The organism is Stenotrophomonas sp. 2YAF22, from assembly GCF_052114665.1.
Lineage (GTDB): Bacteria > Pseudomonadota > Gammaproteobacteria > Xanthomonadales > Xanthomonadaceae > Stenotrophomonas > Stenotrophomonas indicatrix.
On the sequence record NZ_JBFRFE010000025.1, the window covers coordinates 1 to 14624 of the forward strand.

The window sequence follows — 14624 nt, forward strand, 5'->3', positions numbered from 1 at the left end:
GCACGTTGATCAGGTCGCGATCGAACGGCGCGGTGATGGTGGACGACTGTCCACCACGGGTGGTGTAGGTGATCTGGCTCGTGCCACCGCGCGTATCGCCGCCGAAGGCGACCTTCTGCACGTTGCCGGTGTCCACCTGGTCCAGGAACTGCGAGTACGAAGCGCCCTGCGCCCCGGCCCCCGAGGTCTTGGGCGAGAAGCTCTGGAAGACCACCATCAGCACGACGGCGACGACCACCCATAGCAGGAGGTTCTTGGTCAAGTCGTTCATCCTCATTGGCTCCGGTGTTCCTCTTAGTGCTGGCGTTGCGTTGGGGTCGAACTTACGGGGTCGAGCTTACTTCATGTGGGCGCGTTTTCCCTGACCCAAGGCATACACCTCGGGAGAGCGCTTGCGCGAGGCCTCCGGCTTGCGGATGGAGACCTTGTCGTACCGGCGGCGCATGTCGCGCACGTAGTCGTCAAAGCCTTCGCCCTGGAACAGCTTGATCAGGAATGCCCCACCAGTCTTGAGGTGGTTGTCGGCAAAATCCATGGCCAGCTCCGCCAGGTGCATCATCCGCGGCTGGTCGACCGCGCCCACACCACTCTTATTGGGGGCCATGTCCGACAGCACAAGGTCTACCGGCTGATCCCCGAGCATGGCTTCAAACTCCGATAGGACGGCTTCTTCCCTGAAGTCACCATGAAGGAACTCGACGCCGGCCAGCGGCGGCATGTCCAGGATGTCCAGGGCCAGCACGCGGCCGGTATCGCCGATCTGCCTCCGAACCTGCTGAGACCAGCCGCCCGGGGCCGCGCCGAGGTCAACCACCACCATGTGCGGCTTCAGCAGCCGGTCACGTTCGAGCAGTTCTTCAAGCTTGTAGGCCGCACGGGAGCGCATGCCTTCGGCTTGGGCCTTCTTCACGAAGGGATCGGAGAAGTGTTCCTTGAGCCAGCGCTGGCTGCTTTTGCTGCGGGTAGCCATTGGAAATAGGGGCTGATGGGGTCGCCATGATACCCTGATCGTCCCATTCAACCGTGTTTTCTGCATGCCCACTGCCTTGACCCCTTCCCAGACCCGTTTCCTGCGCGGCCAAGCCCACGACCTGAAGGCCCTGCTGCAGACCGGCGGCAAGGGCGTCACTCCGGCCTTCCTGACCGAGCTGAACGAAGTGCTGGAACGCCACGAACTGGTCAAGGTGAAGGTTGCCGCCGAAGACCGTGACGCCCGCGACGTGATGATCGGCGAGATCGTGCAGGCTACCGACAGCGCGCTGGTGCAGCGTATCGGCCATGTGGCCGTGCTGTATCGCCCGAGCAAGGAACACCGCCAGATCGTGCTGCCGCGCGGCTGATCGGACCCTGCCATGCAGCTGAACCACGAACTGCCCGACTACGCCTACAGCCTGCGCGCCGCTGACGGTCGCTCGGCACGGGTGAATGATCGCGTTCTGGGCAACAGCTTCTTCCTGACCCCGGACCAGCTGGTCGAGCAGTGGCCGGTGACCGACGTCGCGGCGCTGCAGGTGGCGGACCTGGAGCCGATCCTGGCACTGAAGCCGGCGTTGATACTGCTCGGCACCGGCGAGCGCCAGGCGTTTCCGCCGGCGGTTGTCATTGCCGCCTGCCTGTCGCGTGGTATCGGCCTGGAAGTGATGAACAATCCAGCTGCCGCGCGCACCTTCAACATCCTTGCCGGCGAAGGCCGCAAGGTAGCGGCCGCCTTCATCCTGGAAGGCTGAGGCCCCACGCCGCCGGGCATGGCCCGGCGCTCCCGTGATCCGCCCGCAAGGCGGGCGAATGTCCGGTCACTTCGCCGGCAGATACTGCTGCGGGTCGACCGGCTTGCCGTTGTAGCGGGTGAGCCGAGGGCGCTTGCGGCCCATGGGACGCGCCCTCGGTGAACGCCCGGCGCGCTGCGCCGGGCCGGGGATCCGCCCGGAAAAAGAGCGGCCGGTTACTTCGCCGGCAGATACTGCTGCGGGTCGACCGGCTTGCCGTTGTAGCGGATCTCGAAGTGCAGCATGTCCCGGTTGGCGCCGGTACGGCCCATCTCGGCGATCTGCTCGCCGGCCTTCACGCTCTGCCCTTCATTGACGAGGCGCTTGCGGTTGTGGCCGTAGGCCGACAGCCACTGGTCACTGTGCTTGATGATGATCAGCTCGCCATAGCCGACCAGGCCGGCGCCGGAATACACCACCACGCCATTGGCCGTGGCCTTCACCGGCGCGCCGCTGGTGCCGGCGATGTCCACGCCCTGCTTGGTCGCATCGCCGGCCACGTAGCGGCCCACGACTGCGCCATCGGCCGGCCAGCGCCAGGCGATGTTGCTCTTGACCGGACCAGCCGGACCCGGCGTCGGCGCGGTACTGCCGCCAGACGTGCTGCCAGCCGGACGCGGCGCGGTGACCACGGTGGTCGGCGCACGGCCGCCACCGGAACCGGCCGGATACAGGCGGATCACCTGCCCCGGGTAAATGGTCGACGGGTTGTCCAGGTTGTTCCAGGCGATCAGGTCGGCCGGGGTGATGTCGTGGATGCGGGCCAGCGCATAGATGGTGTCGCCCTTGCGCACGACCACCGTCTGCCCCGGCTTGGGCACCGACGTCTTCGGCGTGCTGACGCCACTGCTGCCGCCGCCACTGGGCCGGACCACGGTGGCGGTGCCACAGGCGGCCAGGGTGGATACCAGCAACGCCAGCGCGCCGATGCGCACTCCCTTGCTCAGACGATCTGCACTCATGCGAACTTCGACCTCCATACAAGCCAGGCGATCAGCACCACCACCAACGCGGTGGCGATCCAGCCCAGCGGTTCAATCCATCGGCGCAGCGCTGCTTCGGCGCGCGCACCACCGATACGGATGACCGCAGCCAGCACGAACACGCGCTTGCCACGACCGATCAACATGCTCAACAGGTACTGCGGCATCGGCACGCCGACGATACCCGATGCCCACGTGAAGACCTTCATCGGAATCGGCATGAAACCACCCAGCACCAGGAAAGTGAACACCGCCCAGGGCGATTCCACCATCTTGGCCTGCACGGTAGCGATGCCCTGCTCGATCGCCGGCAGCATGCCCAGCGCCTCGAACATCGGCTTGACCGCTTCGAACGCGTAGTGGCCCAGCGCGTAACCGATCACCGCGCCAACCATCGAGCCAGCCAGGCTGAGGGTGGCGAACCACCAGCCGCGCTTGGGCTGGGCCACGCACATCGGCGCCAGCATCACTTCCGGCATCACCGGGAAGATGATGGCTTCGAAAAAGCTCAGCACCATCAGATAGGTCGGCGCGCGCTCATGCGCGGCCCACTTCATCGCCCGCTCGTACAGCGGCCCGAAAATCTTCATGCAACCCTGCTCCGTGGATTCAATCGAGCATGCCAGACAGCAGCGGCACGAAGGTGACCGGCGCCAGCACGCGTTGTTCGATGCTGCCGTCGTCCTTGCGGTCGAGCTGCACCAGCGACTGTGCGCCCGCGCCACCGACCGGGGCTACCAAGCGACCACCTGCGGCCAGCTGCTCGACCAGGGCATCGACCAGTGCGGGTGCGGCGGCGGTAACCACGATGGCGTCGAACGGGCCATGCTCGGCCCAGCCCACGCGGCCGTCGTCGTGCTTGGTGCGGATATTCATGCCCAGCGCGCGGAAACGCTTGCGCGCCTGCCGCAGCAGGTCACCGATGCGCTCGACGGTATAGACCTCCAACCCCAGCGCACCAAGCACTGCGGCCTGATAGCCGGAGCCGGTGCCCACTTCGAGCACCTTCTTCGGCGCCACCTGCAACACGGCCTCGGTCATCCGCGCGACCACCCACGGCTGTGAAATGGTCTGGCCGTGGCCGATCGGCAGCGCGGTGTCTTCATATGCGCGCGAGGCCAGGGCCTCATCGATGAACAGATGGCGCGGCACCACCCGGATCGCGTTCAGCGTCGACTCGTCGACGATGCCGGCTTCGCGCAGGCGGTCGACCAAGCGGTCACGCACACGCTGCGATGTCATGCCGATGCCGACCGCTTCCGGCTGCAGGCGCAGGCGTGGGCTCATGCCGGCTGGTCCAGCGCGGCGGTGAGGCCGCCGACCCAGCTGGCGACCTTTTCCAGCGCCTGGTAGCGGGTCAGGTCGACCTGGATCGGCGTGATCGAAATATGGCCAGTGCGCACCGCATGGAAATCGGTGCCCGGGCCGGAATCCTGCTCGCGGCCGGCCGGACCGATCCAGTACACCTCGTTGCCGCGCGGGTCCTTCTGCGCAATGCAGCCTTCGGCGCGATGGCGGTTACCCAGGCGGGTGACTTCGAAGCCCTTGACCTCGCTCCACGGCAGGTCCGGCACATTGACGTTCAGGATGGTGTCGGCCGGCAGCGGATCGGCCTTGAGGCGGGCAACAATCTCCACTGCGGCACGCGCCGCCGTCTCGAAATGCTTGGGGTCGTGATTGCGGGTCACCAGCGACACCGCAACAGCGGGCAGACCGAGGAAACGACCTTCCATCGCYGCCGASACGGTGCCGGARTAGATSACGTCGTCGCCGAGGTTGGCGGMRTTGTTGATACCGGACACGACAATGTCAGGCTCGAATTCGAGCAGGCCGGTCAGCGCAAGGTGCACGCAGTCGGTGGGCGTGCCGGCCACCGACACGGTGTAGTGGTCGATGCGCTTGAGCCGGATCGGCAGATCCAGGGTCAGCGAATTGCTGGCGCCGGAGCGGTCGCGGTCGGGTGCGACCACCGTGACTTCGTGCCCGGCCTCGCGCAGCACGGATGCAAGCATCCGGATGCCCGCCGCGTCGACACCGTCATCATTGCTGACCAGGATGCGCATCTTCGATTTAACCGCTTGATTTTCCAAGAATTCGATCCCGTCACCTTGCAACGTGGGCGAAGCCCGCCCGTCTCCTCCAGGGAGGCGGCAGCTCCGCAAGTGCGCCGACTATTGTGCCGCAAGCGGGCGCTGGGTCCTACCCTGTCTGCGGTCACGGGCGACATCCAACGGTCATAGGCAGACCCGCGCAGGCGGTTTAACCTGTGCGCATGTCGCACCCTGAAGACGAAGATCCGGCTGCATTGTTCCGTGCAGCCATCGGCGAAGTGACGCCGCTGCGCAAGGAAGTGGAGCCCGCGCCTGCCGCGCCGCGGCCCAGACCGCGCGCGCGCATGGCCGAGCGCGACGACGCAGAAGCCGCCGGTGAGTTCGCCCGGCTGCTGCGCGACAACGCCCCGCTGGAAGCGGGCGACGTTGCCAGCTACCGGCGCGACAACCTGCCGCCACGCCTGTTCCAGCGCCTGAAGCGCGGACAGTACTCGGTGCAGGACGAACTGGACCTGCACGGCGCCACCGCCGCGCAGGCCGAGATGATGCTGCGCCAGTTCCTGCTGGAGGCGCACGCCCACGAGTACGGCTGCGTGCGCATCATCCACGGCAAGGGCCTGCAGTCCGATGGCAGTGCGCCGGTGCTGAAGAACCTGGTGGACCGGCTGCTGCGCCTGCGCAACGACGTGCTGGCGTTCCATTCCGCCCCGACCGGGCAAGGCGGCACCGGCGCCATGCTGGTGCTGCTGGCGCGGCGCTGACGTTCTGCCGGTGGGATTCATCCACGCATGGCGTRGATCTACTGACGGCCCATCCACGCATGGCGTGGATCTACTGTGGCGGGCGGAGGAAAGTGGATCCACGCCTGCGTGGATGCTCTTCGCCTCCGCCACCATTTCCGTCAGGCCTGCGAAGCGTCTTCGACCTGGCCGAGCTCGTGCAGGACCGCGGTGGCATAGCAGCCYGGCGGCAGCGCRAAGGACAACTCCAGTACATCATCGGCCAGCCACTGGTGCTGCAGCAGCGCCGGACGCAGCCGCAGCGCGCGCCGCTCCTGCTTCAGCCGAGCCTCTTCCAGGCCGGCGCGCAGCGCCTTGGATTCGTCATCATCCAGCGCCGCCAACTCCAGCTCACGGGCCGCGTCACTGCTACGCAGTTCACCCTCGCCCCACAACGGAGCACTGGGGTGGATGTCGAAACGTGCCAGGCGCTCGGCCAGCACGTCGCTGTAGGGCTCGGGGCCGAACACGCTGCGGCTGCCGTCCAGCATCCACACTTCGCCCTGCAGCGGCTGGTCCCAGCTGCCCTGCTCCACGCGTGCAGCGAGCACGCGGTTGAACAAGGCCGAACGCGCCGCCGACAACAGCAGCGAACGCTGGTCCTTGCGCATGCGACGGCCACCGAACATCGCCAACGCAGCGGGAACGTTGCCGCCATCGCGCCCGAAGCGCTGCTCGCCGAACCAGTTCGGCAGGCCGCGCGTGGCGATCTGCTGAAGGCGTTCGTCGATTGCCGCTGCATCTCCCTGCACATCGCGCAGCACCAGCCTGAAGCGGTTGCCCGCCAACGCACCGCGCTGCAGCTTGCGGTTGTGCCAGGTGGAGTCGATCACCTCGATCTCGTCACTGGCCAGCTCGGCCAGATCGGGCGCGACGCGCTTGGGCAGATGTACGCTGAAACGCTGGGTGGTGACCGCGTTGCGATCCTTCATGCCGGCGTAGCTGACCGCCATTTCCGGCAGGCCCGCCCACTTGGCCAGGACCTTGGCCACGTGCACCGTATTGGCGCCACGCTTGCGGATATGCAGCAGCAGATGCTCGCCTTCACCGGTCGCTTCGAAAGCGGGCAACTCATCGACCTGGAAATCTTCCGGCGTGGTGCGGATGCGCGCCTGCAGCAGCGGCGCACCAAACGCGAGCGGCAACGGGATCATGCGGCCACCAGCAGCACGACCGCCTGCGCAGCGATGCCTTCGCCACGGCCGGTGAAGCCCAGCTTCTCGGACGTGGTGGCCTTGACGCTCACCGCATCCAACGGCAGCTGCAACAGTTCACCGATGCGCTCGCGCATGGCCAGCGCATGCGGGCCGACCTTGGGCCGTTCGCAGATCACGGTGATGTCGGTGTTGCCGACACGCCAGCCGCGCTCGCGCAGCAGGCCATCGCAATGGCGCACGAACTCGCTGCTGTCCGCGCCCTTCCAGCGGTCGTCAGTGGGCGGGAAGTGCTGGCCGATGTCGCCCAGCGCGATCGCACCGAGCATGGCGTCACACAACGCGTGCAGGATGACGTCGCCGTCGCTGTGGGCGATCACGCCGCAGCTGTGCGGCACCGCGATGCCACCGAGCATGATGTGGTCGCCTTCAGCGAAGGCATGGACGTCGTAGCCCTGGCCGATACGGACGGGCGGGAACGGGGAGGTGCTCATGGATGCAGCCCTTGCAGCAGGGCCGCGCGGGCGGTCAGCCGGCGCGGCGGGAGAGTACGAATTCGAAACGATCGAGATCGGCCGGCGTAGTGACCTTGAAGTTGTCCTCGCTGCCTTCCACCAGCAGCGGGCGCTGGCCCTGGCGCTCCATGGCCATGGCATCGTCGGTCACATCGACACCGGCGGTAGCGGCCTCGGACAGTGCGCGGATCAGCTGGTGACGGCGGAACAGCTGCGGCGTCAGTGCACGCCACAGGCGCTCACGTGGCTCGGTGCCATCGATGCCGCCATCGTCGCCAGCACGCTTGAGCGTGTCGCGTACCGGCGCGGCCAGGATGGCGCCGACCGGATCGGTGCGGCCCACTTCCAGCAGGCGGCCAAGATCGGCCTGCGACAGGTTCGGACGCGCCGCATCATGCACCAGCACGAATTCATCGGCACGCACGCTGTCCGGCAGGGCCTGCAGCCCCGCCAGCACCGAGGCGGCGCGGGTGGCGCCACCGGTGCAGGTCAGCACCGGCTTTCCGGCCCATTCGATCCAGCCCGGCCAGTCGGCATCGTCCGCACCGATCACCACCATCGCCCCGGCCACGGCCGGGTGTGCCAGCAGTGCGTCCAGGGTGTGGGCGAGCAGGGTCTGCCCGCCCGCCTGCAGGTACTGCTTGGGCAACGGCGCGCCAAAACGCGTGCCGCGCCCTGCGGCCGGAACAACCACCCAGATCGCCGCGCTCATGGCACGTCCGCCGGATGGTCACCGGCCGGGGCCGCAACCGGCGCAGGCTGCGCCGGACGCGTCGGTGCATCTTCCACGACGCGATAGAACTTCTCGCCGGGCTTGATCATGCCCAGCTCGCTGCGCGCGCGTTCTTCGATGGCGGACTGGCCTTCCTTGAGGTCCTTCACTTCGGCAGCAAGCGCGTCATTGCGCTGCTGCAGACCGTCATTGTCCCGCTCCTGGTTGGCGACCTGGGCTTCGAGCATCATCACTTCACCCGAATTGCCCGGGCCGAACCAGAAACGGTACTGCAGCCATGCCAGCAGCAGGGCCAGCAACAACAGCAGCCAGCGCCAGTCGCGCATCGGCTCAGCGCTTCAGCGACACGAACGCGTCACGACCAGCGTAACGCGCGCCGGCGCCGAGGGCTTCCTCGATGCGCAGCAGCTGGTTGTACTTGGCCACGCGATCGCTGCGGCACAACGAGCCGGTCTTGATCTGGGTAGCGGTGGTAGCCACCGCAATGTCGGCGATGGTGGTGTCCTCGGTTTCACCCGAACGGTGCGAGACCACGGCGGCGTAACCGGCACGGTCGGCCATGGCGATCGCTTCCAGCGTTTCGCTGAGGGTGCCGATCTGGTTGACCTTGATCAGGATCGCATTGGCGGTGCCCGAATCGATGCCTTCCTGGAAGATCTTCGGATTGGTGACGAACAGATCGTCGCCGACAAGCTGCACCTTGTTGCCGATGCGATCGGTCAGCAGCTTCCAGCCCGCCCAGTCGTTCTCGGCCAGGCCGTCTTCGATGGTGATGATCGGGTACTGCGCGGCCCAGTCAGACAGGAAGTCGACGAACTGCTCGGAGGTCAGGCGCTTGTTCTCGCCGACCAGGTTGTACTTGCCGTTCTCGAAGAATTCACTGGAGGCCACGTCCAGGCCCAGCAGCACGTCTTCACCGGCTGTGTAGCCGGCCTTGCCGATGGCTTCGAGGATGGTGTCCAGCGCTTCGACGTTGCTGCGGAAGTCCGGCGCGAAGCCGCCTTCGTCGCCCACCGCCGTGCTCAGGCCGTGGCCCTTCAGCACCGACTTCAGCGAATGGAAGATTTCGGTACCGGCACGCAGCGCTTCGGAGAACGAGGTGAAGCCGACCGGCAGCACCATGAACTCCTGGAAATCGACGTTGTTGTCGGCGTGCGCGCCRCCGTTGATGATGTTCATCATCGGCACCGGCAGCGACGGGGTCGCACCGGTCTTGCCGGCCAGGTACTGCCACAGTGCCTGCTTGCTGGAGGCAGCAGCGGCATGCGCGGCGGCCATGGAAACACCCAGCAGCGCGTTGGCGCCCAGGCGGCCCTTGTTCTCGGTGCCATCCAGATCGATCAGGCGACGGTCCAGGCCGGCCTGGTCGGTAGCCTCCAAACCCTTSAGYGCGYTGGCGATGGCGCCGTTGACGTTGYCRACGGCCTTGCGCACGCCCTTGCCSAGGTARCGGGYCTTGTCRCCGTCRCGCAGCTCCACCGCTTCCTTGGTGCCGGTCGATGCGCCGGAGGGAACCGCGGCGCGACCGAACGAACCGTCCTCCAGGGTGACTTCGGCTTCCAGCGTGGGGTTGCCACGGCTGTCGAGGATTTCACGGGCATGGATGCTGCGGATCGTACTCATGGTCGGGCCGGTTACCTGTATGGAGAGGGGGCGACAAAAACGAATGCCGCGTGATTATCCCCGGCTACCCCTCACTTGCCAAATGGCGTGATGGGCATCAGCCCCAGCTGGACCCGATTACGATCATCACCAGCGATACCAGCATCACCAGCAGGCCACCGGCAATGGCCGCGCACACCGGCCCGCGCCGACGTCGCCAGGCCATCACCATCGCCACCAGGCTGCCCACGAAGGACAGCACCAGCGTGACCAGCGCGCCCAGCATCCAGTACTGCATGGCCTGCACGCCGTTGTTGCCATCCCCCGGCGGACGGAAGCTGGCGGCGAAGGCCAGCACGCCCACGAGCAAGCCGCCCCAGGCGAGCACCGACAGCAACAGGGCGATCAGGCCCCACGGCCAGCTGCGCGAGGGTTCAGGCGTCGTATTCATCAAAGAAGATCGTGCAGCAGGATGCCCGCCCACAGGGACAGCAAAACCATCGCCAGTGCAGCGGCAACCCTGCCCCGGTTCAGGCGCCAGCCGAGCACCGCGGCGAAAAACCCTGCGGAAATGGTCAGCGCTTCAGCCACCGCCAAGGCGATGACGAAGGGCAACAGGTTCACCACCGGACCGCCGGCACTCGACGGGCGCATGCCGGCACCGAACAGCATGCCGATGGCGAATACACCCGACACCGACAGCAAAGCCAGGCCAAGTGCGATCGGACCCCACGGCCACTGCCGCCAGTGCCGGCGACGACGCTGGATCTCCAGCGCCGCCTGCGGGTGCTGGCTCACGCGAAGCGCGAGAAGCCGTGCTTCTTGGTCACCGCATCGAGCTCCATCAGGGTCTCGAGCAGGGCTTCCATCTGGTCCAGCGGCCACGCGTTGGGGCCGTCGGACAGCGCCTTGGACGGGTCCGGATGGGTTTCGGCGAACAGGCCGGAGATGCCCACGGCAACCGCGGCACGCGCCAGTACCGGCACATGCTCGCGCTGGCCACCGGAACTGGTGCCCTGCCCGCCCGGCAACTGCACCGAATGGGTGGCGTCGAACACCACCGGGCAGCCGGTATCGCGCATCACCGCCAGCGAACGCATGTCGCTGACCAGGTTGTTGTAGCCGAAGCTGGCGCCACGCTCGCAGACCATGATCTGCTCGTTGCCGGTGGCCTTGGCCTTCTCGACGACAGGCTTCATGTCCCACGGCGCCAGGAACTGGCCCTTCTTGATGTTGACCGGCTTGCCGGCCGAGCACACCTTGCGGATGAAGTCGGTCTGGCGGACCAGGAACGCCGGGGTCTGCAGCACGTCCACCACCGAGGCCACTTCATCCATCGGGGTGTATTCATGAACGTCGGTCAGCACCGGCACGCCAATCTGCTTCTTGACCTCGGCCAGCACCTTCAGGCCCTCTTCCATGCCCGGGCCACGGAAGGCGGTACCGGAGGTGCGGTTGGCCTTGTCGAAGCTGGACTTGAAGATGAAGTTCACACCGAGCCTGTCGGTCACTTCCTTCAGCTTGCCGGCGGTATCCAGCTGCAGCTGCATCGACTCGATCACGCAGGGGCCGGCGATCAGGAACAGGGGCTGGTCCAGCCCGACCTCGAATCCACACAGTTTCATGGCGTTTCCTTGTTGTCCGCTACACCGGCAGTGCCGGTGCGCTGGGGTTGAAGCGAGCAAGATGGGGGCCGGCGGCCCCCATGACAAGTCAGGCGCGCACTTCCTGCAGCAGCTTGCCACCGGCCTTGCGCTCGCGCGCGGCACGGATGAAGCCGATGAACAGCGGGTGGCCATCACGCGGGGTGGACAGGAATTCCGGGTGCGCCTGGCAGGCCAGGAACCACGGGTGCTGGTCGCGCGGCAGTTCAACCACTTCCACCAGGGTGTCGTCCATCGACTTGCCGGCGATCACCAGGCCGGCGTCTTCCAGCTGGGTGCGATAGCGGTTGTTGAACTCGTAACGGTGGCGGTGGCGCTCGGCGACCACGTCCTTGCCGTACAGCTCGCGGGCCAGCGTGCCCGGCTTCAGGCGCTGCTCCTGCAGGCCCAGGCGCATGGTGCCGCCCAGGTCACTCTTGTCGTCGCGTTTTTCCACGTCGCCGGTGGCAGTGCGCCATTCGGTGATCAGGCCGATCACCGGGTTCGGCGACTGGCGATCGTTCTCGGTGCTGTTGGCGTCTTCCAGGCCCACCACGTGGCGCGCGTAGTCGACCACCGCAGCCTGCATGCCGTAGCAGATGCCGAAGTACGGCACCTTGTGCTCACGGGCGTACTGCGAGGTGAGCACCTTGCCTTCGAAGCCACGGTCGCCGAAACCACCCGGCACCAGGATGCCGTCGACATCGGCCAGCGCGGACATGTCGCTGCCTTCCAGGTCCTGCGCTTCCAGCCACTTCAGGGTGACCTTGGTGCGCTGGCGCAGGCCACCGTGCTTGAGCGCTTCGCCGACCGACTTGTAGGCGTCCTGGTGGTCGATGTACTTGCCGACCACGGCGATGGTCACCGCATCCAGCGGATGCAGGGTGGCATCGACGGCGTCTTCCCACATCGACAGGTCGGCCGGACCGGCCTTGTCGGCCAGCTTCAGCTGGTTGATGACGATCTCGTCCAGGCCCTGTGCGTGCAGGCCCATCGGAATGCGGTACAGCACATCGACGTCGGGCACGCTGATCACCGCGCGCTCGGAGACGTTGGTGAACTGGGCGATCTTGCGACGCTCCGAATCCGGTACCGGCTGTTCCGAACGGCACAGCAGCACGTCCGGCTGGATGCCGATCGAGCGCAGCTCCTTCACCGAGTGCTGGGTCGGCTTGGTCTTCAGCTCACCCGCGGCGGCGATGTACGGCACCAGGGTGAGGTGCATGAACAGTGCCTTTTCCGGGCCACGCTCGGTGCGTACCTGGCGGATCGCCTCCAGGAACGGCAGCGACTCGATGTCGCCGACGGTGCCGCCGATCTCCACCAGGGCCACGTCGAAGCCCTCGGTGGCTTCGTCCATGCAGCGACGGATCTCGTCGGTGATGTGCGGAATGACCTGTACGGTCGCGCCCAGGTAGTCGCCGCGGCGCTCCTTGCGGATCACCTCCTCATAGATGCGACCGGTGGTGACCGAGTTCTTGCGACTCAGGCGGGTGCGCACGAAGCGCTCGTAGTGGCCCAGGTMGAGATCGGTTTCGGCGCCGTCGTCGGTGACATACACCTCACCGTGCTGGAACGGGCTCATGGTGCCCGGGTCGACGTTGATGTACGGATCGAGCTTCATCATCGTGACCTTCAGGCCACGCGCTTCGAGAATGGCGGCCAGTGACGCGGCGGCAATACCTTTGCCGAGCGAGGACACCACGCCGCCGGTTACGAAAATCAAGGGAGTCATGGCTGCAAGCATCCTGTCTGGAAATGGAAAACGGCAGCGCCACGCCTGCCCGGGGGGCGGGCGTGGAGCAGAAAGGGGGTTTTCCGGTTCGCTGGAGCAGCGAGGGAGGTGCGGGCCTGGCCGGCGCCGAGCGCCAACGGGGAACCACCCTGCGAGGTCGGGGCGGCCGTGCCGGTCACTTCGACCGTCACCTGCGACCCGCTTTGCTGGAGGCCACGCTTGGCCGTGCCAGCCCATTCGCAAATGGTGGACACGCACTTACTCCCGGAAAGCCATAGTTTACAGATAGATGGCCGCCAACCCAAGGGGCAGATGACGCCATCGGCAAAAAGAAACGCCCCGCTGGGCGGGGCGTTCAAGGGTGAAACCCTTGCGGGAAGGGCTTCGGAGGGGCAGAAGAATTACTTCTTCTTGCGTGCCTCTTCCTCTTCTTCCTGCTGCGGCACCGGCTGGCCCTTGGCCTTCATCTCGGCATTGGCCTGCGCGCGGCGCTTGGCCTTGGCCTCGGCTTCAGACTGCGCCTTGTCGGCCTGGTCACCCTGCTGCGGAGCAGGCTGGCCGGCGTTCTGCGCCAGCACCATCGGCACTGCAACAGCGGCGGCAGCCAGGATCGCAATGGTCAGCAACTTCTTCATGGAGTCCTCCTCGCGGTATGGCTCGGATGTGGGGGGCGCCGGTGTTCGGTTCCAGCGGTTGCCATTTTACCCCCTCCCCGCCAACGAGGCTGAACCGCAGGCGTGCAAATTCCCGGTCCAGACCGCACACTTGCCCGTCGCTCCACGCTTTCGAAGACAGATGAACGCCCGCTATAACGCCGCCGATATTGAAGTCCTGTCCGGCCTTGACCCGGTCAAGCGCCGCCCCGGCATGTATACCGACACCGCGCGCCCGAACCACTTGGCGCAGGAAGTGATCGACAACTCGGTGGACGAGGCCCTCGCCGGCCATGCCCGCTCGATCGAGATCACCCTGTTCAAGGACGGCAGTGTGGAGGTCAGCGATGACGGCCGCGGCATGCCGGTGGACATCCATCCGGAAGAGAAGATCCCGGGCGTCGAGCTGATCCTTACCCGCCTGCATGCCGGCGGCAAGTTCAACAACAACAACTACACCTTCTCCGGCGGCCTGCATGGCGTCGGCGTCAGCGTGGTCAATGCGCTGTCGACCCTGGTGGAAATCCACATCAAGCGCGACGGTGCCGAACACCGCATCACCTTCCGCAACGGCGACCGCGCCTCGCCGCTGGAAGTGGTCGGCACCGTCGGCAAGAAGAACACCGGTACCCGCCTGCGCTTCTGGCCGGACCCGAAGTACTTCGATACGCCCAAGTTCGCCGTGCGCGCGCTCAAGCACCTGCTGCGCGCCAAGGCCGTGCTGTGCCCGGGCCTGACCGTCAAGCTGACAGACGAAGCCACCGGCGAGGTCGACACCTGGTACTACGAAGACGGCCTGCGCGATTACCTGAAGCTGGAGCTGGGCGATCGCGAGTCGCTGCCGGCTGATCTGTTCGTGGGCAACCTGAAGAAAGACACCGAGATCGTGGACTGGGCCGTGGCCTGGCTGCCGGAAGGCGAGCTGGTGCAGGAAAGCTACGTCAACCTGATTCCCACCGCACAGCATGGCACCCACGCCAACGGCCTGCGCACCGGCCTGACCGAAGCGC

General features: G+C 66.3%; 20 protein-coding genes. 4 read left to right on the forward strand and 16 right to left on the reverse strand.

Annotation, left to right across the window (positions count from 1 at the left end; genetic code table 11):
* Both AB4Y84_RS02150 and rlmE read right to left on the reverse strand, forming a co-directional pair.
* The coding region (locus AB4Y84_RS02150) for an ATP-dependent metallopeptidase FtsH/Yme1/Tma family protein (RefSeq protein WP_442249719.1) at positions 1–271 on the reverse strand (271 nt) is incomplete at its 3' end.
* A gap of 66 nt (positions 272–337) precedes the next feature.
* Entirely contained in the window at positions 338–970 is a 633-nt protein-coding gene (gene rlmE / locus AB4Y84_RS02155) for a 23S rRNA (uridine(2552)-2'-O)-methyltransferase RlmE (RefSeq protein ID WP_312110565.1), read from the reverse strand.
* Positions 971–1034: 64 nt separating this feature from the next.
* On the opposite strand from rlmE, the gene yhbY reads away from it, so the two are divergent.
* Both yhbY and AB4Y84_RS02165 read left to right on the forward strand, forming a co-directional pair.
* Entirely contained in the window at positions 1035–1340 is a 306-nt protein-coding gene (yhbY, locus tag AB4Y84_RS02160) for a ribosome assembly RNA-binding protein YhbY (RefSeq protein ID WP_025878910.1), read from the forward strand.
* Between the two features lie 12 nt (positions 1341–1352).
* Positions 1353–1727 (forward strand): Mth938-like domain-containing protein, encoded by a 375-nt coding sequence (locus AB4Y84_RS02165; protein WP_442244578.1) that lies wholly within the window; start codon positions 1353–1355, stop codon positions 1725–1727.
* A gap of 215 nt (positions 1728–1942) precedes the next feature.
* Here AB4Y84_RS02165 and AB4Y84_RS02170 read toward each other — a convergent pair whose 3' ends face one another.
* The 4 genes from AB4Y84_RS02170 to surE are packed head-to-tail and all read right to left on the reverse strand — an operon-like array spanning position 1943 to position 4812.
* Positions 1943–2728 (reverse strand): peptidoglycan DD-metalloendopeptidase family protein, encoded by a 786-nt coding sequence (locus AB4Y84_RS02170; protein ID WP_032976511.1) that lies wholly within the window; start codon positions 2726–2728, stop codon positions 1943–1945.
* Positions 2725–3339, reverse strand: a complete 615-nt coding sequence (locus tag AB4Y84_RS02175; RefSeq protein ID WP_100464718.1) for a YqaA family protein — start codon at positions 3337–3339, stop codon at positions 2725–2727. Before AB4Y84_RS02175 ends, AB4Y84_RS02170 begins: the two co-directional genes overlap by 4 nt.
* 19 nt (positions 3340–3358) lie before the next feature.
* On the reverse strand, positions 3359–4036 hold the full coding sequence (locus AB4Y84_RS02180; RefSeq protein ID WP_025878906.1) for a protein-L-isoaspartate(D-aspartate) O-methyltransferase: 678 nt from the start codon (positions 4034–4036) through the stop codon (positions 3359–3361).
* The gene (gene surE, locus AB4Y84_RS02185) at positions 4033–4812 is read right to left on the reverse strand and encodes a 5'/3'-nucleotidase SurE (protein WP_442249720.1); all 780 of its coding nucleotides are present in this window, start codon (positions 4810–4812) and stop codon (positions 4033–4035) included. Before surE ends, AB4Y84_RS02180 begins: the two co-directional genes overlap by 4 nt.
* A 209-nt stretch (positions 4813–5021) precedes the next feature.
* Here surE and AB4Y84_RS02190 point away from each other — a divergent pair, with 209 nt between their 5' ends.
* The gene (locus AB4Y84_RS02190; protein ID WP_032976509.1) at positions 5022–5561 is read left to right on the forward strand and encodes a Smr/MutS family protein; all 540 of its coding nucleotides are present in this window, start codon (positions 5022–5024) and stop codon (positions 5559–5561) included.
* A gap of 140 nt (positions 5562–5701) precedes the next feature.
* On the opposite strand, the gene truD is transcribed toward AB4Y84_RS02190, so the two are convergent.
* From truD to AB4Y84_RS02240, 10 genes are all read right to left on the reverse strand, one after another.
* Entirely contained in the window at positions 5702–6733 is a 1032-nt protein-coding gene (truD, locus tag AB4Y84_RS02195) for a tRNA pseudouridine(13) synthase TruD (protein ID WP_363731134.1), read from the reverse strand.
* Complete coding sequence (gene ispF / locus AB4Y84_RS02200; protein WP_442244577.1) at positions 6730–7227, reverse strand: 2-C-methyl-D-erythritol 2,4-cyclodiphosphate synthase; 498 nt, start codon at positions 7225–7227, stop codon at positions 6730–6732. The genes truD and ispF overlap by 4 nt, the downstream gene beginning before the upstream one ends.
* A gap of 34 nt (positions 7228–7261) precedes the next feature.
* Entirely contained in the window at positions 7262–7960 is a 699-nt protein-coding gene (ispD, locus tag AB4Y84_RS02205; RefSeq protein WP_442244576.1) for a 2-C-methyl-D-erythritol 4-phosphate cytidylyltransferase, read from the reverse strand.
* The gene (ftsB, locus tag AB4Y84_RS02210) at positions 7957–8307 is read right to left on the reverse strand and encodes a cell division protein FtsB (protein WP_025878900.1); all 351 of its coding nucleotides are present in this window, start codon (positions 8305–8307) and stop codon (positions 7957–7959) included. The genes ispD and ftsB overlap by 4 nt, the downstream gene beginning before the upstream one ends.
* Before the next feature lie 4 nt (positions 8308–8311).
* Entirely contained in the window at positions 8312–9604 is a 1293-nt protein-coding gene (eno, locus tag AB4Y84_RS02215; protein ID WP_442249721.1) for a phosphopyruvate hydratase, read from the reverse strand.
* 97 nt (positions 9605–9701) lie between these two features.
* Positions 9702–10034 (reverse strand): hypothetical protein, encoded by a 333-nt coding sequence (locus AB4Y84_RS02220; RefSeq protein ID WP_442244574.1) that lies wholly within the window; start codon positions 10032–10034, stop codon positions 9702–9704.
* On the reverse strand, positions 10034–10381 hold the full coding sequence (locus tag AB4Y84_RS02225; RefSeq protein WP_442244573.1) for a hypothetical protein: 348 nt from the start codon (positions 10379–10381) through the stop codon (positions 10034–10036). Before AB4Y84_RS02225 ends, AB4Y84_RS02220 begins: the two co-directional genes overlap by 1 nt.
* A complete protein-coding gene (kdsA, locus tag AB4Y84_RS02230; RefSeq protein ID WP_012510652.1) occupies positions 10378–11208 on the reverse strand; it encodes a 3-deoxy-8-phosphooctulonate synthase in 831 nt (276 codons plus the stop codon). Before kdsA ends, AB4Y84_RS02225 begins: the two co-directional genes overlap by 4 nt.
* 88 nt (positions 11209–11296) lie before the next feature.
* Positions 11297–12961, reverse strand: coding sequence for a CTP synthase (locus tag AB4Y84_RS02235; protein WP_442249722.1), 1665 nt, complete (start codon positions 12959–12961; stop codon positions 11297–11299).
* A gap of 401 nt (positions 12962–13362) precedes the next feature.
* Positions 13363–13596 (reverse strand): hypothetical protein, encoded by a 234-nt coding sequence (locus AB4Y84_RS02240; protein ID WP_025878895.1) that lies wholly within the window; start codon positions 13594–13596, stop codon positions 13363–13365.
* A gap of 160 nt (positions 13597–13756) precedes the next feature.
* Between AB4Y84_RS02240 and AB4Y84_RS02245 the strand changes: the two genes are divergently transcribed.
* On the forward strand, positions 13757–14624 hold an 868-nt coding region (locus tag AB4Y84_RS02245; protein ID WP_442249723.1), incomplete at its 3' end, for an ATP-binding protein.